The 17,186-nt window shown below is 72.2% G+C and carries 16 protein-coding genes and 1 pseudogene; 7 read left to right on the top strand and 10 right to left on the bottom strand.

Annotated elements, in window-relative coordinates; all coding sequences use genetic code 11:
- Nucleotides 1–37: 37 nt before the first annotated feature.
- The 3 genes and pseudogenes from ACZ7J0_RS24495 to ACZ7J0_RS24485 all read right to left on the bottom strand — a co-directional run.
- Nucleotides 38–829, bottom strand: a pseudogene (locus ACZ7J0_RS24495) (alkaline phosphatase family protein); the annotation flags it as partial.
- A gap of 94 nt (nucleotides 830–923) precedes the next feature.
- Complete coding sequence (locus ACZ7J0_RS24490) at nucleotides 924–1,901, bottom strand: hypothetical protein (RefSeq protein WP_470890671.1); 978 nt, start codon at nucleotides 1,899–1,901, stop codon at nucleotides 924–926.
- Between the two features lie 111 nt (nucleotides 1,902–2,012).
- Entirely contained in the window at nucleotides 2,013–3,323 is a 1,311-nt protein-coding gene (locus ACZ7J0_RS24485; protein ID WP_470890669.1) for an ROK family transcriptional regulator, read from the bottom strand.
- Nucleotides 3,324–3,379: 56 nt separating this feature from the next.
- On the opposite strand from ACZ7J0_RS24485, the gene ACZ7J0_RS24480 reads away from it, so the two are divergent.
- Together ACZ7J0_RS24480 and ACZ7J0_RS24475 are read left to right on the top strand one after the other, a co-directional pair.
- Complete coding sequence (locus ACZ7J0_RS24480) at nucleotides 3,380–4,459, top strand: Gfo/Idh/MocA family protein (RefSeq protein WP_470890667.1); 1,080 nt, start codon at nucleotides 3,380–3,382, stop codon at nucleotides 4,457–4,459.
- Nucleotides 4,456–4,932: a heme-degrading domain-containing protein gene (locus ACZ7J0_RS24475; protein WP_470890665.1), complete on the top strand. Its 477-nt coding sequence runs from the start codon at nucleotides 4,456–4,458 to the stop codon at nucleotides 4,930–4,932. The genes ACZ7J0_RS24480 and ACZ7J0_RS24475 overlap by 4 nt, the downstream gene beginning before the upstream one ends.
- Nucleotides 4,933–5,081: 149 nt before the next feature.
- On the opposite strand, the gene ACZ7J0_RS24470 is transcribed toward ACZ7J0_RS24475, so the two are convergent.
- The 4 genes from ACZ7J0_RS24470 to ACZ7J0_RS24455 form a co-directional block, all read right to left on the bottom strand.
- Nucleotides 5,082–5,939, bottom strand: a complete 858-nt coding sequence (locus ACZ7J0_RS24470; protein ID WP_470890775.1) for a fumarylacetoacetate hydrolase family protein — start codon at nucleotides 5,937–5,939, stop codon at nucleotides 5,082–5,084.
- A 117-nt stretch (nucleotides 5,940–6,056) separates the two neighbouring features.
- Nucleotides 6,057–6,785, bottom strand: a complete 729-nt coding sequence (locus tag ACZ7J0_RS24465) for a YidC/Oxa1 family membrane protein insertase (protein WP_470890773.1) — start codon at nucleotides 6,783–6,785, stop codon at nucleotides 6,057–6,059.
- A 294-nt stretch (nucleotides 6,786–7,079) separates the two neighbouring features.
- Complete coding sequence (locus ACZ7J0_RS24460) at nucleotides 7,080–7,418, bottom strand: DUF6412 domain-containing protein (protein ID WP_470890663.1); 339 nt, start codon at nucleotides 7,416–7,418, stop codon at nucleotides 7,080–7,082.
- A 54-nt stretch (nucleotides 7,419–7,472) separates the two neighbouring features.
- On the bottom strand, nucleotides 7,473–8,012 hold the full coding sequence (locus tag ACZ7J0_RS24455; protein ID WP_470890661.1) for a winged helix-turn-helix transcriptional regulator: 540 nt from the start codon (nucleotides 8,010–8,012) through the stop codon (nucleotides 7,473–7,475).
- Nucleotides 8,013–8,104: 92 nt separating this feature from the next.
- Between ACZ7J0_RS24455 and ACZ7J0_RS24450 the strand changes: the two genes are divergently transcribed.
- A complete protein-coding gene (locus ACZ7J0_RS24450; protein WP_470890659.1) occupies nucleotides 8,105–9,475 on the top strand; it encodes an MFS transporter in 1,371 nt (456 codons plus the stop codon).
- A gap of 217 nt (nucleotides 9,476–9,692) precedes the next feature.
- Here the strand turns inward: ACZ7J0_RS24450 and ACZ7J0_RS24445 are convergent, their stop codons facing one another.
- Nucleotides 9,693–10,478: a class E sortase gene (locus tag ACZ7J0_RS24445; protein ID WP_470890657.1), complete on the bottom strand. Its 786-nt coding sequence runs from the start codon at nucleotides 10,476–10,478 to the stop codon at nucleotides 9,693–9,695.
- An 85-nt stretch (nucleotides 10,479–10,563) separates the two neighbouring features.
- Between ACZ7J0_RS24445 and ACZ7J0_RS24440 the strand changes: the two genes are divergently transcribed.
- Nucleotides 10,564–11,577 (top strand): SEC-C domain-containing protein, encoded by a 1,014-nt coding sequence (locus tag ACZ7J0_RS24440; RefSeq protein ID WP_470890655.1) that lies wholly within the window; start codon nucleotides 10,564–10,566, stop codon nucleotides 11,575–11,577.
- A gap of 41 nt (nucleotides 11,578–11,618) precedes the next feature.
- On the opposite strand, the gene ACZ7J0_RS24435 is transcribed toward ACZ7J0_RS24440, so the two are convergent.
- Nucleotides 11,619–12,728 carry an MrcB family domain-containing protein gene (locus ACZ7J0_RS24435; protein WP_470890653.1) on the bottom strand — a complete coding sequence of 370 codons (1,110 nt, stop codon included), beginning with the start codon at nucleotides 12,726–12,728 and terminating at the stop codon, nucleotides 11,619–11,621.
- Between the two features lie 636 nt (nucleotides 12,729–13,364).
- Between ACZ7J0_RS24435 and ACZ7J0_RS24430 the strand changes: the two genes are divergently transcribed.
- The 3 genes from ACZ7J0_RS24430 (at nucleotide 13,365) to ACZ7J0_RS24420 (ending at nucleotide 15,204) form a co-directional block, all read left to right on the top strand.
- Nucleotides 13,365–14,153, top strand: a complete 789-nt coding sequence (locus ACZ7J0_RS24430) for an excalibur calcium-binding domain-containing protein (RefSeq protein WP_470890651.1) — start codon at nucleotides 13,365–13,367, stop codon at nucleotides 14,151–14,153.
- Nucleotides 14,154–14,251: 98 nt separating this feature from the next.
- Nucleotides 14,252–15,064, top strand: a complete 813-nt coding sequence (locus ACZ7J0_RS24425) for a hypothetical protein (protein WP_470890781.1) — start codon at nucleotides 14,252–14,254, stop codon at nucleotides 15,062–15,064.
- On the top strand, nucleotides 14,956–15,204 hold the full coding sequence (locus tag ACZ7J0_RS24420; protein ID WP_470890771.1) for a hypothetical protein: 249 nt from the start codon (nucleotides 14,956–14,958) through the stop codon (nucleotides 15,202–15,204). The genes ACZ7J0_RS24425 and ACZ7J0_RS24420 overlap by 109 nt, the downstream gene beginning before the upstream one ends.
- 356 nt (nucleotides 15,205–15,560) lie before the next feature.
- On the opposite strand, the gene ACZ7J0_RS24415 is transcribed toward ACZ7J0_RS24420, so the two are convergent.
- The gene (locus ACZ7J0_RS24415) at nucleotides 15,561–17,132 is read right to left on the bottom strand and encodes a DUF445 domain-containing protein (RefSeq protein ID WP_470890647.1); all 1,572 of its coding nucleotides are present in this window, start codon (nucleotides 17,130–17,132) and stop codon (nucleotides 15,561–15,563) included.
- Nucleotides 17,133–17,186 lie beyond the last annotated feature (54 nt).

Raw genomic sequence — 17,186 nt, 5'->3', positions numbered from 1 at the left:
ACGCCGCGACAGCGCTGTGGCGACGCCCCCAGGGTAGTCAGGATGTCTGGATCTTGACCCCGTCGATCACCCAGTACCAGTTGTTGGACCCGGTGTAGCGGAAGCGGAAGCTCACGCTCGACGCCCCGGAGGGGACGTTCACGGTCAGCGACTGCGGCTGGGAGATCACGTCGGAGGTGTAGCTCTTGACGACGGTGGGCGTTCCCGCGTTGAAGGACACCAGCACCTGGGCGCTCTGGCTGCCCTCCTGGCGGTAGAAGGTGGTGAAGTCGAGCGTCACCCTGGTCTTGCCGCTGACGCTGTACGCGGGCGTGACCAGGGTCGAGTCGTACGTACCGGAGAAGGACTTGTCGGCCCATTCGTCGGAGTCGGCGACGGCGAAGACGCCACGGGAGCGGACGTTCAGCTCGCGGGACTGGTCGCGTTGGGTACGGGACCAGAACTCGTCGGTGGCGAAGGCCCAGCCCCGCCACTCGGTCACGCCGCCGGTGCCCATGGCGCTGTTGATGACGGACCAGCCGCTGGGCGGGGTGTGGGTGAAGCCGAGGACACCGGCCGGGATGCCGGTCTCGTCGACCCGCCCGGACAGCGATCCGTGGAGCGCGTCGAACGGGTCGGTCGAGCGCTGCTGGACCGGCTTGCCGTCCAGGCCCCAGGACGGGTCGGGGACGACGCCCAACTGGTGGAAGACGGTGGCCGCGACATCGACGAGCCGGGTGTCGACGGGGCGCGCGCCCGCCGCGATCCCCGGGCCCTGCGCGAGGACGAAGGTGCGCCGCTCCTCGATCGAGGAGCCGCCGTGGCCGCCGGCGTCGAGGTGGCCGTGGTCGGGCGGGGGGCGAGGGGCGCGGGGGTGCGGGCGGGGGCGAGGGGTGCGGGTCGGGCATGGGGGCGTACGTAGCCGACGCGCCGACGGGGGCGGGTCAGCGCGTGCGGCGGCGGCGTGCCGCCACGACCAACACGGTGCCGATGCCCACCAGGAGCGCCGCGCCTGTGGCCGGAATCGTCGTCTCCACCGGCCTGGGGCCCGTCCTCGCCATCTCCGGGGGCCGTGCCCGCTGGGGCGACCGCGGGTTGGAGGGGACACGTGAGGTGGGCGGCGCGAGAGTGAACCGGTACTCGTCGGACTCACCGATCCAGTCGCCGTCATCGCCCCTCCGCTGCACCACCGCCGCGGTGACGGCCACCTCGTTGGGCGCGGCGTCCGGGGTGAACGCGAGACGCACACGCACGACGAGCGTCTTTCCGGCGGCCAGGTCGAAGCCGGGGAAGCCGTCGTCGAAGACCCCGACGTTCTCGTCCTCCTCGGTCCCTTCGAAGGCGACGGGCCGCCAGCGGCGGGCCTGGCCGTCGTAGAACTCCATCCGGATCTGCTCGGGCCTGAGGACCCGGTCCCGGTCGGTGAGGGCCACCACGGGGTGAATACCCCGGCAGGGCTCGCGCGTGGTGTTCCTCAGCTCGACGTGCCAGGTGCGGTACTCCTCGCCGGGCCGGTACTCGGCGGCCCCGCCCCGCAGTCGTGTCCCGATGGGAAAGGCGGTGTCGTCCACCTCACCGCAGGTGGGCGGCCGGGCGACGCCGGGGGCGCGCCGGGGGGAGCCGGGGGGAGCGAGCGCGGGGCGATCAGCGGCCGAGTGGGTGAAAGAGGACTGGGCGACGGCCAGAAGGGCGAGGAAAGGCTGGGCGACGGCCGGATGAGCGAGGGAAGGGGCGGCCAGGGAAGGGGCGGCGGCCGGGTGGGCGACGGCCGGATGAGCGAGGGAAGGGGCGGCCAGGGAAGGGGCGGCCAGGGAAGGGGCGGCGGCCGGGTGGGCGGCGGCCGGGGACAAGCCGTTGAGGACCACCGCCGTCCCCACGGTCGCCGCGGCGACGCCGATGGCGAGGGCAGTGCGCAGTCGCATGACGGGCCTTTGCTGCTCGCGAGCGGTCGTAGGCCCGAACCTGCCACGGTCGGCCGCCCTCCGCCGGGGGAGGGACCCCCCGTACCGCCGGACGAGGCGAAGTCCCCTCCATCAGCCTATTTTCGGGCCGCCGAACAGAGGCCGGAGGATCAACTGCGCCGCGCCCTCCGCGACCCGATCGGCGCCACCCCCGGCGAGACCCACCGGGACCGGCTGCGGGTCGCCGGCCCGGCGGGCACGTTCGGCGAGGACGCCGGCCACTCCCCGTACGAACGCGTCCGGTGCCGCCGCCACGGTCCGCCCGCCGAGCAGGACGCGGTCGATGTCAAGGAGCCCCACCAGGTTCGCGGCTCCGGCTCCGAGGATCCTGGCCGCCTCCGCGAGATCACCCCGGGCGGCGGCCGCGAGACAGAGGGCCTCCAGGCAACCCCGTCCGCCGCAGCCGCAGAGGGGCCCGTCGAGCTGGATCGTCTGGTGCCCGAACTCCCCCGCCCCGGTCCGCGCGCCGCGGTGCAGCGCGCCGCCGAGGACGAGTCCGGCGCCGAGGCCCGTACCGAGATGGACGTACGCGAAGGATTCGGTGCCGCGGCCGAGGGCGAGACCGAGGGCGGCGGCGTTGGTGTCCTTGTCGAGGACGACGGGGAGCGAGAGCCGCCGGGCCAGGGTGTCCCGCAGCGGGAAGCCGTCCCACTGCGGGAAGCCGGTGACGCGGTGCGGGACGCCGGTGGCGTGGTCGAGGGGCCCCGGCATGGCGACCCCGACCCCGAGGACGCCTCCCCGACCTGCCGGGCCCCCGTCACCCGGACCACGCCCACCGGGACCGTCCTCACCCCGGCCGCCCCCACCACGGCCGCCCACACCACGGCCGTCCTCACCACGGCCGTCCTCATCCGGGCCGTGGTCACCACGCCCGTCCACACCTTGGCCGAGCCCACCACGGCTGCCCGCGCTCCGGCTGTCGCGGCCGCCCCGGCCCCCCGCGCTCCGGCCGTCGGCTCCGACGATCAGCGCCTCCACCTCCGCCGCCGCCGCTTCCACGACCGCCTCCGCGCCCGCGCCCAGGTCCAGCGGCAGCACCCGGGTGGCGACCGGCGCGCCGGCCAGGTCGACCAGTACCGCCGTCAGTTCGTCGCGGTCCAGGTGCAGGCCCACCGCATGGGCGGCGCCCGGGACGAGACGCAGGACGGTCGCGGGCTTGCCGCCCGTCGACGCGCGGCGGCCCGCGTCCTCCGCCAAGCCCTCCGCCCGCAGCCGGGCGGTGATCTTGCTGACGGCCTGGGGGGTGAGTCCGGTGCGCGCGGCGAGTTCCAGCCTGCTGATGCCGGTGTCGCCGGCCGTGCGCAGCAGGTCGAGGACGAGCCCGGCGTTGTGGCTGCGCAGGGCCGGCAGATTGAACCCCGTGGGGGAGAGCTGGCTGTTCACCACCCCATTGTCGCGTGCGCTTGCACTTTGGCAACAGCGTTGCTTAAGTGGAAGGCATGACAGGCACCGGCACCCCTCTCCGCGTCGCACTCGTCGGCTACGGCCTCGCGGGCTCCGTCTTCCACGCCCCGCTGATCGCCGCCACCAGGGGCCTGGCCCTCGACACGATCACCACCGGCAGCCAGGAGCGGCGGGAGCAGGCCCGTCTGGAGTTCCCCGACGTGCGCTTCGCGGCCACTCCGGACGAGCTGTGGGAGCGCGCCGACGAGCTCGACCTCGTCGTGATCGCCTCCCCGAACAAGACGCACGTCCCGGTCGCCACCGCCGCCCTGAAGGCCGGCCTCCCGGTCGTCGTGGACAAGCCGCTGGCCGGTACCGCGGCCGAGGCGCGTGAGCTGGCGGCCCTCGCGGAGGAGCGCGGGCTGCTGCTCTCCGTCTTCCAGAACCGGCGTTGGGACAGCGACTTCCTGACGCTCCGCAAGATCCTCGCGGACGGTGACCTCGGCGAGGTGCAGCGCTTCGAGTCCCGCTTCGAGCGGTGGCGGCCGCAGCTCAAGGGCGGCTGGCGCGAGTCCGGCGCCCCGGAGGAGATCGGCGGTCTGCTGTACGACCTCGGCAGTCATGTCGTCGACCAGGCCCTGGTGCTCTTCGGGCCGGCGGTGCGGGTGTACGCCGAGTCGGACGTACGCCGGCCCGGCGCCGAGACCGACGACGACACCTTCATCGCCATCACGCACGCCGACGGGGTGCGCTCGCACCTCCACGTCAGCGCCACCACGGCCCAGCTCGGCCCCCGCTTCCGGGTCCTGGGATCGAGCGCCGGATTCGTGAAGTACGGCCTCGACCCCCAGGAGGCCGCCCTGCGCGAGGGGCTGCGCCCCACCCCGGACGAGCCGTGGGGCGTGGAGCCCACCTCGATGTGGGGCACGATCGGCGCCGGGGAGTCACCGCTGACCGGCGGGGGCACACCGGTGGAGACCGTGCCGGGCGACTACCCGGCGTTCTACGCGCGGATCGCCGCCGCCCTGCGCGGGACGGGCGAGAACCCGGTCACCGCCTTGGAGGCGGCCGCCGCCCTGGACGTACTGGAGGCGGCCCGGCGGTCCGCCCGCGAGGGAATCACGGTGACGCTGTGACCGCCGCCGAGACGCCGGACATCCCCGAACTGGAAGCGCAGGAAGCCCGGCTGACACTGCGCCGGTTCACATACGAGGACGCCTGGGCCCTGGGTTCCCTGCTCGTCGAGATGGCACGGCTGCGCTCCGCGCCGGTGGCGATCGACATCCGCCGCGGCGCACAGCAGCTCTTCCACTGCGCGCTGCCGGGCTCCAGCGCGGACAACGACGCCTGGATCGACCGCAAGCGCCGGGTCGTCGAACGGTACGGCGAGAGCTCGTACCTCGTCGGCAGCCGCTTCCGCGCGAAGGGCAAGACCTTCGAGGGCGACTCGCGCCTCGACCCCGACCGGTACGCCGCGCACGGCGGCGCGTTCCCGATCGCGGTCGAGGGCGTGGGTGTCGTCGGCACGGTCACGGTCTCGGGGCTGCCGCAGCTGGAGGACCACGCTCTGGTGGTGGAGGCGCTGGAGCGGTTCGCGGGCCCGCGCTGAACCGCTCCCCCTGAACCGCTCCCCCTTGGACCACACCCGCAGGCGCCCCGCAGCCGTCGCCGTCACCGGGGTAGCCCGTCCGCAGGCCTCCCCGCAGCCGTCGCCTCGCCGCCCGTCCTGGGCGCGCCTCCCGGGTCACACCGCCCGGACTAGGCGTCCTTGAGCTCCTGGCGCTGGCGTCCCAGGCCCTCGACCTCGAGCTCGACCACGTCGCCGGCCCTCAGGAACGGCTTGGGCTCCGGCTGTCCCATGGCCACACCCGCCGGCGTACCGGTGTTGATGATGTCGCCCGGGTACAGCGTCATGAACTGGCTGACGTACCGGACCACCTCGGCGACCGGGAAGATCTGGTTCGCGGTCGAGCCGTCCTGCTTGAGCTCGCCGTTGACCCAGAGCTTGAGCGAGAGCGCCTGCGGGTCGGGGACCTCGTCCGCCGTGACCAGCCAGGGGCCGAGCGGGTTGAAGGTCTCGCAGTTCTTGCCCTTGTCCCAGGTGCCGCCGCGCTCGATCTGCCACTCGCGCTCCGAGACGTCGTGCGAGACCGCGTACCCGGCCACGTGCGCGAGCGCCTGCTCGTCGGACTCCAGGTAGCGGGCGGTGCGCCCGATGACGATCGCGAGCTCGACCTCCCAGTCCGTCTTCACGCTGCGGCGCGGCACGAGCACGGTGTCGTTCGGGCCGACGACCGTGTCCGCGGCCTTGAAGAAGACGACCGGCTCGGCGGGCGTCGGCGCCCCGGTCTCGGCGGCGTGGTCGTGGTAGTTCAGCCCGATGCACACGACCTTGCCGATCCGGCCGACCGGCGGGCCGATCCGCAGGCCGGTGGCGTCCAGCTCCGGCAGCACACCGGCACCCAGCGCGGCCCGGACGCGGTCTAGCGCGGACGCGTCCGCGAGCAGCCCTCCGTCGATGTCGTCGACCACGGCGGACAGATCCCTGAGGGTCCCGTCCTGGTCGAGCAGCGCGGGTCGCTCCGCCCCTGCGGTACCTACGCGCAGCAGCTTCATGGTCTTCTCCGAGTCGTCGAGGTGAGGCACCCCGCGACGGGTTGCGGCCATCGGAGGGTTGGAAGATCCTCCAAGACGCGGGACCACTCCGCAAGACCCCGTTCACAACCTGGACCGTTACGCGGCAGTAGCAAGCGCCCCGGCGGCCGGCGCGTCCCGGTAGAGAAAGGCCCGCTCGACAGCCGTCCAGGTCGTGCTGGTGACGATGTAGAGCCCGGCGGCGAGGGGGACGACGGCCACGGTGATCAAGGTGGCGAAGGACAGCAGCGGCATGACCTTCGTCATGGCGCCCATGACCCCGGCGCCCGGCATGTCGCTGGGCGTGGCCGGGGGCGCGCTCGCCATCTGCCGCTTCGTCCGCAGATAGGTGTACGTGGCGACGGCGGCGACGATCCCGAACAGAACCAGGTAGACGAGCCCGGCCGACCCGAAGACCCCGCCGTCGGTGAGGGCGCCCGTCCAGTGGCCGTCCAGAGGAGCGGACAGGAGCGTGTGGCCGGCCATCCTGCCGCTGGAGAACAGGTGGTACATCAGGAAGAACGCGGGCATCTGGAGCAGGCTCGGCAGGCAGCCGGCGAGAGGCGACACCTTCTCCTTGGCGTGCAGCTCCATCACCGCCTTCTGCAGGCGCTCGGGGTCCTTGCCGTGCTTCGCGCGCAGCTCGGCCATCTGTGGGGCGAGCCGGGTACGAGCCTTCTGGCCCCGCGCCGCGGCGCGCGAGAGCGGATGGACCGCGAGCCGTACGAGCAGAGTGAAGAGAACGATCGCGGCGGCGGTGGCGCCGGTGTGGAACAGCGGCTGAAGCAGGTCGGCGAGCTGCTCGAGCAGGGTGGCGAAAACGGACATGGGGAGCCCTCCGGGGGTCTCGTCGTGCCGGGGGGCGCGTACGAGGACGCGCAGTGGTGACGTACGGATCGGCATGACGGAACCGCGCAGGGGCGGGTCGGGGCTTCCGGGATCACTGGCGGGCGAGCTCTGCCGGGCTGGGCCACTCAGCTGCTTCGGCCACGCGGGCTGCTTGGCCACGCGGCTGCTCGGCTGGCTGACTGACTGACTGCTCGGCTGCTCGGCCGGGCCGGCTGACTGCTCGGCTGCTCGGCGCCTGACTGCTCGCCGGGCCGGCTGACTGCTCGGCTTCGGCTACCGGAAGGAGGGAACGCGCCCCTGGACGGCCGTCGGGACGCGCGGCCCGGGGGCTCGGGGCCGCCTGCGCCCCGAGGCGTCGGGGTCGCGTTGCGGGAGGAAGGCGGTGCGTTGCTCGCGGTCTCGGATGGCCGTCCGTACGCGGGTGGGCGGTACGGCGTGGGCGCTGCGGGCGCCGAGAAGGGCGCAGGTCGCAGCCGTGGCGGCGGCGGTCGCGACGGCGGCGACCGTGGCGACGGCGGCGGAGAGTCCGGCGCCGTCTGCGAGCAGGACGCCGGCGAGGGCGAGGAGGAAGAGCAGCAGGGCTACGGGCCGCATGGTGACGGTCCTGATCATCCCGCTCCTTCCCGAGGCCGGCGTTCGATTACCTCCAGCCGTTATACACGATGGTCACCGCTGATCGGCGTGCTCGGCGCCGAGCGGCACCAGAAGCCGGCGGGGGCGCAACAGGGCCCGGGCGACGGGATCCTGGGGGTCCGGGTCCAGGCCGGGTCCCGGCCTCATCTCGATGTCCTGCGGCGGTACGCCGACGCCACACGCCGGGCATTCGCCGTACGGGCCGATCTCCGTACCGCAGCGGATGTGATGGAAGTGACGCATCGGGCCGCTGCCGGGGGTGTGCGCGCTCCCCCAGAGGGAGAGCGCGCGCAGAGCGGGCCAGAGGGCCAGGCCCCGGTCGGTCAGGACGTACTCGTCGCGCGGCGGCGACTGCTGATAGCGGCGCTTCTCCAGGACCCCCGCCTCGGTGAGGGCCTGGAGCCGGGAGGCGAGAACGGCGCGCGGGGCGCCGAGATGCGCGAGGAAGTCGCTGTAGCGGCGTACGCCGTAGAAGGCGTCGCGCACGACCAGCAGGGTCCAGCGTTCACCGACGACCTCCAGGGCGCGGGCGATGGAGCACTGCTGCGCCGCGTAGTCCTTTCCGAGAGCCATGACACCAGCCTACCGGCCATCGGTTCAATGACCGAACCAACCATGCTAGGTTCGTTCACTGAACCCACTCGCTCTCGGGGCGGAGGCCCGGCATGACCCAGCGCGTACAGGCTCCTCTCGCACCGGCGGTGACGACCGCGCCCCCGCGCGCGGCCGCCACCCTCGCCGTCACCAGCGCCGCGACCACCCTCGCGCTGATGAACTACACCGCCCCGATGCTCACCCTCCCGGGCATGGTCGAGTCCTTCGCGACTCCCCTCTCCGCCCAGGCCTGGCTGCTCAACGGCGCCCCCCTGGGCCTCGCCGTCGTCCTCCTGGTGGCCGGCAGCCTCGCCGACGACCACGGCAGGCGCCGGGTCTTCCTCGCCGGGACCGTCGCACTCGGCGTCACCACCGGCCTCGGCGCGTTCGCGACCTCGACGCTCACCTTCACGCTGGCCCGCGTCGCCCAGGGCGCGGCGAGCGCGGCGATCCTGGCGAGCAGCCTCGGACTGCTCGTCCACGCCTACCCGGCGGGACCGGCCCGGCTCAGGGCGACCGGGGTGTGGGGCGCGTTCGTGAGCGCGGGGATCGCGCTCGGCCCGCTCCTGGCCGGCGCGCTGGCCGCCGTCGACTGGCGGCTGACGTACGACGTCCTCGCCGTGGCCGCCCTGCTGACCGCCGTACCCGCCTTCCGTACGCTCGCCGAGTCCCGCGCGCCGCGCGGCGGTCGCCCCGACGCGGTGGGCGCGCTCACCCTCGGCCTGTCCCTCGCCGCCCTGCTCACCGCCCTGACCCTCGGCCGGGACGGCTGGCTGCGCGCGCCCGTGGGGCTGCTCCTGCTGGCCTCGCTGGTGCTGGGCGCCCTGTTCACCGCCGTCGAGCGCCGCAGCCGTACGCCGATGATCGACCTCGGGCTGCTGCGCCGCCCGGCGTTCGTGGCGGCGTCGGCGGGCGCGCTCTTCACCGGCCTCTCAGTCATCGGCATGTTCAGCTATCTGCCGACGCTGCTCCAGCGCACGGTGGGCATGTCCCCCTTGGGCGCCGCCTGGCTGTTCGTCCTGTGGTCGGGTACGGCGTTCCTGGTCGCCCTCCAGTCCAAGCACCTGGCCGGCCGGCTCACGGCCCGCCGCCAACTGGCGCTCGGTTTCGCCCTCTCGGCGGCCGGCGTCCTGGCCCTGCTCAGCGGGATCACCCCATCGGGGTCCTGGGCCCGGCTGCTGCCCGGCCTGTTCGTCGCCGGCGCGGGCAGCGGCCTCCTGAACGCCGCACTCCCCCGCCTCTCCGTCGAATCGGTCCCCGCCGAGCGGGCGGCCATGGGCTCAGGCGCCAACAACACGGCCCGCTACATCGGTTCATCGGCGGGCGTGGCCCTGACGATCGCCACCTCGACGGCGGGCGCGAACGCGGCACTGCTGGTGTCGGCGGGGCTGGCGGGGGTGGGGGCGGTCAGCGTGCTTGTAGGGGGCGCCGGCAAAGGGTGAGGGGTGATCGGGCACAGGTCACATGGCGCGCGCGAGGCGCGGAACGGGAACCGGCCCCCTGCCCGGCGTTCCGGCCTCGTCCTCCTCGTGCGCGGGCTCAGCGTGAGCGGGCTCAGCGTGCGCGGGCTCAGCGAGCGCGGGCTCAGCGAGCGCGGGCTCAGCGAGCGCGGGCTCAGCGAGCGCGGGCTCAGCGAGCGCGGGCTCAGCGAGCGCGGGCTCAGCGTTCGCGGCTTCCGGTCAGTTTCGCCCACACGACGAGCCGATAGGTGGAGGTGAACTCGGGAGTGCAGGTGGTCAGCGTCAGATAGGAGCCGGGTTCGCTGTACCCGTGGCCGGGCTTGACCAGTGACCGGGGGATCTCGGCGATGACGCCGCTGTCGCGCGGGGAGGTCTGCGGAAGCGTCCGGTCGACGACGTAGGAGTAGACCTTCTCGCGGGTCTCGACCTGGACGAGGTCTCCATCGCGCAGCCGGTTGATGTGGCGGAAGGGCTCGCCATGGGTGTTGCGGTGCCCGGCGAGCGCGAAGTTCCCGGCGGCGCCGGGCTGGGCCGTCCCCGGGTAGTGCCCGACGTAGCCCTTGTCCAGGACGTTCCTCTTGCCGATGCCCTGCGCCACCGGGGCGGTGACGCCGATCTTCGGAATGCGCAGGATCGCGTAGGCGCGGTCCCAGCGGGGTGTGGGGCGGTCCGCTCCGGAAGCCGAAGGGGTGGATGTGCCGCCGTTCTCCTCGGGCACGGCGGACGGGACGCCGGCCTCCTCGGCGGGGGCCGGCTCGACGGGCGGCGGGGAGGACCACTCCTCCACCAGGGAGCGCACGGTGCGGTCGGCGTCGGCACGGGCCTGCTGATTGGTCCACCACAGCTGGTGGACGACGAGAAGGAGCACGACGAGGCCGAAGGTGACGGTGAGCTCGGCGCCGACCCACAGCCCACGCCCGACGGCCGCCCGGCGCCGTGACGCCCGCCCCTGCACCACTACTGGTACGCGCACCCGCTCCCGCACGGGGCGCACGATAGGCGTTCGCACCTCAACTCACCAGACCACCAGGGGCGCCACGCGCCCCCCGTACAGCAGTACGGTGTCATGCATGCGCCCCGACACGCCTGCCGATCACACGACCGAAGCCGAGCGCCTGCTGCGCACCGCGGCGCAGTACCCCGAGGACCACGAACCACTCCTCCTCCAGGCCGCGGCCCACCTCGAACTGTCCGGCGCCCGCCCCCGGGCCACCACCCTGTACGACAGCCTCCTGGCGACATCCCCGGAGAACCCGCACCTGATCAAGGCCCTGAAGGCGGCCAACCTGTGGGAGTACGGCCACGAGGCCGAGGCCCGCGCGATCATCGAGGGCATCCGGGCGTCGACACCGACGGACCCGTCCCCGTGGGAGATCGTCACGGAGACCCTGGAGGCCCACGACGAACTGGAGACCGCGGAGGCCACGGCGACGGCGGCCTTGGCCGTCCTGCTGCCGGCCCCGGGTTCGTCCGAGCAGATCTCCTTCCCGACCCAGTCCCTCATGACGACGCGCCACCGCGTGCGCCGGCTCCTGGCCCTCCCCCATGACACCTGGGACACCCTGGCGGACGACCTCCACCCGGCGGAGGTCCCCCTGGACGAGCTCCACGACCCGAAGCGCCTGTGGTCCCTGGGCTCCTCGGACCCGGCGGAGCTCCAGGCCGAGATCATCCGCCTCCGCAGCGAACTGGGCTCCTACCGCACGGCCCTCTCCCGCCCCTTCCCGGTGGCGGTCCTCCACTGGCCGGAACCAGAACTGGACGAACTGCTCGCCGCGTACCCCGAGTTGGAATCCGAGTACCCGACGTACGAGGCCCACCTGACCGACATCGAGGCCTCCCTCCGCGAACTCAGCACGGCGGGCACCCCCAACCTCGGCATCGTCCCGGCGACGGTCCCCTCCTACGAGGCCTTCGCCGCCTCCGAATCCTCCTCCCCCTCCAACGCGGACCTCCTCCCCCAATACGCCACGACCCTGGCAGCAAGAGGCCGCGCCACCCCCTGGCCCCCGGCAAGGTCGGCGCGATGCTGGTGCGGGAGAGGGAGGGCGTACGGGGAGTGCCACGGGGAGGACAACGCCTGAGCCTGAGGGGGGCGGCCCACCCCAGGCGGCCGGGCACCGTGCTAAGTAACGAGGTTCCAGGAGACGGCGAGCGGCGATCCCGACCAGCCCTCCGGGCATGCCCAGATAGAGGCGATCCCAAGCGTCTCCAGATAGTCGGCGTAGACCCCGATGTCATGCGTGAAGAGTGCGACAAGCGCGGGGTCCGGCTTGCCGCACTCGCGATAGAAGAAGTGTCGATACTCGTGGAGCTGGCCGACGGCCTCTCGAACGGCGAGGTACGTCTTCTTCACGTCTGCCACGGCCTTGGCTTCCACTAGCCAGTCGCGGCCAGGCGAGCCTGGGTGGCGCAGGACGAGATCGCGCGGGTGCATCTCATCGGTGTGCGGGACGTACTCACAAGCTGCGGCGTGATGCCCAAAACTCCAGAGGAGCGCCTCGTGCGGCTGTTCTCTCCTCCGTATCCCTCCCTTGATTTCGACGTAGTACCCCTCGCTACCCTTCGGATGGAACCTGCTCAGTGGGTCGTCTTCATGCTGGGGATCTGGGTACTCGACAATCGGTTCACCTACCTTCGGTAGCTGAATCTCCAGGAATCGATCGGCGGCCGCCGCGTCCTGAAGCAGCTGTGCCGCTTGCCGCAAGTCCTCCGTGAGAATGTGCTCCGCGGGCAAGCGCTCCACCTCGTAGCACCGGGCCGCCACATTGGCCTTCTCGTAGGCACGAGGACGCCAATCCTTGGTGGCCACCCGCAAGTGCAAGGCATCCCGCCATTCCGCCTCCAACGTTGGACGCAGGGCGCCACGCAGAGTGCCCGCCTGAGCAGTCAGGTAGCGATGCAGAGTGGCGCCCTTTCCGTAGGACTTGATCAGCTTCGTCACCCCCTGCTGGAGCGTCAGAGTGACCGTCGTGCGGGCCGAGTTGAAGATGTAGGCGAGATAGAGGCCGTCGTGAGGATTGGTGTTGATGGCCCGATCGAACACGCCAATCCAGGGCGTAAGGCTCGCGCTGCCTTGCCCTCCGTACCCTTCGGCGAAGCACCTTGGGGGCAAGGTGAGATCATCCCGTTCGCCGACGCCCCACAGGAGAGCGTGGCCCGGCTTCTCAGCAGTCGCCCGCCCCTCGGGCTCGTAGATTTCCGCAATGCGTATGAGCAAGTCACGTAGAGGCACGGGCAGAAACTAACCCCGACTCAGACGCATGAAGGCGTGATGCTGCTCACATAACGACATTCAACCAGGCGCACCGATCAGGACCGGCCACATCAGAGGCGTCCCTTCAGCAACTTGGCTGCCAGTAGTCGCAGGAGAAGCACACCCATCAAGCGTCCGTCACCAGCAAGACAGCAGCCCGCCGAAGTCGCTGGGGATGGAGCCGTTGGCCCGCCGGCCGGCTTTCGATCAAGACCAGGTTGATGACCAAGTCCGGGGGTCGCCGCAGTGAAGAAGGCGGTGCGGCACCTGTGAGCCTCGGGCGGGACGAGGGCGTGGAGCGGCAGGACGAGGTTCCTGATGCCGGCGTCGTTCACGGCAGGTGAGCCGTGCGGCGTCGATGTCGGTCACCCTGGTTCAGGGGCCTCATCCAGAAGCAGCGGCGAGGGGTGTTCCGCCCGGGTCGGCTACGGTTTCAGTACCGCGTGGACACATTTTCCTCACAACTGGACTGCGTTCCGCCATTCCCTCACGCCGACTCTCATGACGTGGAAGCATCGGCCCCCTTCTCCAACTCCGACTGCCTTTGGGGGGCTTGTGCGAAGAGGAGCGATACGCGGGCGTGGTGGGCTGGTCGTCGCGTCAGTGGTGCTGACCGTGGGGCTCGTGGGATGCGAGGGGGGCGAGGGCACGGAGGGACAGGGCAAGAACAGGGTCGTCGAGAGCGTCTCGGCGAGTCCGTCGGCGACGGTCCGGGCGGCAACCGTGCTCGTCGATGACGAGAAGAGTGCTGACGCGGGGACGCCCCTGGTCATCGCCGTACTCGACAACGACACCGCCACGGCGGGTGGTTCGGCGGTTTCTCAACCGCTGACGGAGGTGCTCAAGGAGACCGAGTACCGCCTCACGGTGGACTCCGCGCCCAGTCACGGCACCGCCGAGTTCAAGGGTGCTCAGGTCACCTACACGCCGACAGCCGGGTACAGCGGCAAGGACGCGTTCACGTACCGGCTGAGCCCGACGGGCCCGGGCGCGGTGGGTGGCACCGCCGTTGTGCGTATCACCGTCACCGCGCCGACGCCGACGCCCAAGCCGGTTGCGTCGAAGAAGCCCGTCGCTCCGAAGCATGAGGTGTACTACCGCAATTGCGACGCGGCCCGAGCGGCGGGTGCCGCGCCGGTGCGGCGGGGTGACGAGGGGTACGGGAGCCATCTAGACCGCGACGGGGACGGGGTCGGTTGCGAGCCCTACTCCGGTGGCGGAGACAGCGGGGGCAGCAGTACGAGCGGGGGCGGCGGAGACAGCGGCGGGAGTGGAGGCGGTGGCAGTACGTATTACAAGAACTGCTCTGCCGCACGTGCCGCCGGCGCCGCGCCCGTTCATCGCGGCGACCCCGGGTACGGGAGGCATCTCGACCGCGACGGGGACGGGGTGGGCTGCGAGTGATCGCGGCATGACCCTGAGTCACCTCGGGGTTGCTCTCAGGGTGTTGTCATGGTGATCACCCATGGTGACGGGGGCCGGGTGAGCGTCACGCTTGAGTCATGACAGATCGAGCAGCGCTCACCCGGTTCTCCTTCATCGCCGCCCCCGTCCTCCTCATCGCATACGGCTCCATCCGCCTGCTGGTAGAGGGGTCCAAGGCCCCCGGGGTCGGCTGGACCACCGGGCACATCGCCTTCTTCGTGAGTGTGCTGTTCTTCGGGGCTGCCTGCGTGGGACTGCGCCGGATGGCAGCCGACTCCGGCGGCCCGGTCCGGCGGCGCGTCGCGTCGGCCGGGCTGATAGCAGCGTTCGTGGGTGTGGGCGCAGCGCTCGCTCAGGCGGGGATCGACCTCGTCGTGGGCCTTCGCGCCGCCGACAAGCCCGAGATGAAGGAGATGTTCGCGCAGGTGCAGGACATACCCGGCGTCATGCCGGTGGTGTACACCGTCGGACCTGTCTTTCTGTACATAGGCATCATCACCCTCCTCGCCGCCCTCACCGGCCGGGATGCCGTCCGCTCGCTCATCCTGGTCGTACTCGGCACGGTCGCGATGGCAGCCAGCCTGGACCTGCTGCCGGTCGGCGGCCTCTGCTACCTGCTCGCTCTCGCTCCGCTGGGGCGCCGCGTCAGCGGTGCGCGGGGCGCGCGTACCGTGGCGGTCGGCAGCACCACAGCGCGAGTGAACGTCAGTGAAGGGGTACGGCGATGGCGAAAATTCCTGCGGCGGTCGTGGCGGCGAGCGGGCTCGTCGGCGGGTACGGCGTGGCCCGGTGGACCAAGAAGCGGCCCCTCGGAGGCATCGCCCTCGCCGCCGCCGGGGCGGTCGCGGCGCGGGACTGGCAGCGGCAGGCGGGAAACAGGGCCGCGGTAGGGCTGAGCGCCGCGTATGTGGCCGCGTTCGCCGGGTCCCATCCCCTCGCCAAGAAGGTCGGCGCCTGGCCCGCCGTGTTCACCGTGGCCGGGGCGGTCGCGGTGGCCTCCTGGGCCGTCACCCGCGACGACCACCGCTGAGCAAAGTGGCCGACTGGGCGAGGTTCTCCGGTCGGGGCTGAACGCGGCGGCCTTGCCGTCCGTACTGGAGAGCGCCTCCCCACAGTGGCCGGCGGGTGAACGGGAAGGGCAGGGCCCGTTCACCCGCCCTCGCCCACCGGCCCCCGCCCGCGACAGGCCCCCCGCCCGGGCCATGCCCCCATTCACCGCCCCACCGGCCCGCGCCCGGCACACCGCGCCCACCACGCGCCGCCCTCAAGGCCTGGCGCGCCCCAGCCCGCACCATGCCCCCACTCACCGCCCTACCGGCCCCCGCCCGGCACACCGCGCCCACCACGCGCCGCCCTCAAGGCCTGGCGCGTCCAACCCCAGCCTCCTCACCCGCCCAGCGCGTGCGAGACCGTGTAGATCAACAGGCCCGCAAGCGCGCCGACCACCGTGCCGTTGATCCTGATGAATTGCAGGTCACGGCCGATGTTGGCCTCGATCTTCTTCGAGGTCTGGTCGGCGTCCCAGCCGGCGATCGTGTCGCTGATCAGGGAGGTGATCTCACCGCGGTACGTCGTGACGACGTACGACGCCGCGTCCTCGACCCACCCGTCCACCTTCGACTGGAGACGGCCGTCGGTCACCAGCCGGCCGCCCAGAGAGATGAGCGAGGCGCGGGCCCGCAGACGCAGTTCGCTGCGCTCGTCCTCCGCCGCCGAGATGATCATGCCGCGGACCGATGCCCAGGCGGACGCGATGATGTCCTGGACCTCGGGCCGGGCCAGCAGCTCCGACTTCAGGCGCTCGACCCGCGTGCGGGTGTCCGTGTCGGCCTGGAGGTCGGCGGCGAAGTCGGTCAGGAAGCGGTCGATCGCGCCGCGGGCCGGGTGGCCCGGCATGTCGCGCATCTCGGTGACGAAGCGCAGGAGTTCCTTGTAGACCCGCTCGCCGACCCGCTTGTCGACGAAGCGGGGCGTCCAGCCCGGGGCGCCGCCCTCGACCGCGTCCATCACCGAGTCGCGGTGCTCCACCATCCAGTCGTGGGCGCGCCCGCAGACCAGGTCGACGGCGCGGTGGTGAGCGCCGTCCGTGACGATCCGTTCCAGGGTCTTGCCCATGACCGGCGCGACCTCCGCCGCGTCCGCGCGGCGCGTGATCGCCTCGCCGACGACGGCTTGGACGTCGGAGTCACGCAGGACGGTGAGCGCGCCGCGGAGGGCCGTGGCGAGTTCGGCGGTGACGCGGTCCGCGTGGGCCGGCTCGGCGAGCCAGGCGCCGAGGCGCCCGGCGATACCGAAGGCGCTGAGCCGGCCGCGTACCACCTCCGAGGAAAGGAAGTTCTCGCCCACGAACGACCCGAGGGTCTTCCCCAGCTGGTCCTTCTTCGTCGGGATGATGGCGGTGTGCGGAATCGGCAGGCCCAGAGGTCGGCGGAACAGCGCCGTCACCGCGAACCAGTCCGCCAGCGCGCCCACCATCCCCGCTTCGGCCGCCGCCGCGACATAGGCGGGCCAGCCGCCGAGGTCCGCGTTGTCCGCCCAGGTGGCCAGGACGTAGATCAGGGCGACCAGGAGGAGCAGGCCGGTGGCTGTCGTCTTCATCCGGCGGACGCCGCGCTGCCGCTCCTCGTCCGCGGCGGTGTAGGCGAACGCGACGAGCGGCGGACGGGGCCTCACGCCAACGCCTGCACTCCCCTCCGCCCCACCGAAGCCCGCCCCGCCGAGCCCTGTCCCGCCGATACCCGTCCCCTCGAGGCGCGTCCCGTCGAGGGCCGCCTTCCCAAGGCCCGCCCCGGCCTCGCCTGACCCTGCATGGCCCGACCCGGCCTCGCCCGACCCGGCCTCGCCCGACCCGGCCTGGCCCGACCCGGTCTGGCCTGACGCCTTCTGGCCAGACGCGTTCTGGCCGCGCTTGTTGGGGTCCTGCTTGTTGGGGTCGTCGCTGTGGTCCCTACGGTCCATCCACTCCACCCGTCCGCGTGTGCCGCGTACATATACGTATTGTCCCTACCTGAG

The sequence above is a fragment of the Streptomyces sp. NPDC038280 genome, from assembly GCF_055600045.1.
The sequence above is the reverse complement of the archived record's forward strand: the minus strand, read 5'-3'. Positions and strand labels throughout refer to the sequence as shown.

Excerpts from the sequence above, each read along its gene's own strand:
- ACZ7J0_RS24450 (WP_470890659.1), top strand. The coding sequence starts at position 8,105 with ATGACCCAGCGCGTACAGGCTCCTCTCGCACCGGCGGTGACGACCGCG.
- ACZ7J0_RS24455 (WP_470890661.1), bottom strand. The coding sequence starts at position 8,012 with ATGGCTCTCGGAAAGGACTACGCGGCGCAGCAGTGCTCCATCGCCCGC.
- ACZ7J0_RS24480 (WP_470890667.1), top strand. The coding sequence starts at position 3,380 with ATGACAGGCACCGGCACCCCTCTCCGCGTCGCACTCGTCGGCTACGGC.
- ACZ7J0_RS24425 (WP_470890781.1), top strand. The coding sequence starts at position 14,252 with ATGACAGATCGAGCAGCGCTCACCCGGTTCTCCTTCATCGCCGCCCCC.
- ACZ7J0_RS24470 (WP_470890775.1), bottom strand. The coding sequence starts at position 5,939 with ATGAAGCTGCTGCGCGTAGGTACCGCAGGGGCGGAGCGACCCGCGCTG.
- ACZ7J0_RS24490 (WP_470890671.1), bottom strand. The coding sequence starts at position 1,901 with ATGCGACTGCGCACTGCCCTCGCCATCGGCGTCGCCGCGGCGACCGTG.
- ACZ7J0_RS24440 (WP_470890655.1), top strand. The coding sequence starts at position 10,564 with ATGCGCCCCGACACGCCTGCCGATCACACGACCGAAGCCGAGCGCCTG.
- ACZ7J0_RS24465 (WP_470890773.1), bottom strand. The coding sequence starts at position 6,785 with ATGTCCGTTTTCGCCACCCTGCTCGAGCAGCTCGCCGACCTGCTTCAG.
- ACZ7J0_RS24415 (WP_470890647.1), bottom strand. The coding sequence starts at position 17,132 with ATGGACCGTAGGGACCACAGCGACGACCCCAACAAGCAGGACCCCAAC.
- ACZ7J0_RS24460 (WP_470890663.1), bottom strand. The coding sequence starts at position 7,418 with ATGATCAGGACCGTCACCATGCGGCCCGTAGCCCTGCTGCTCTTCCTC.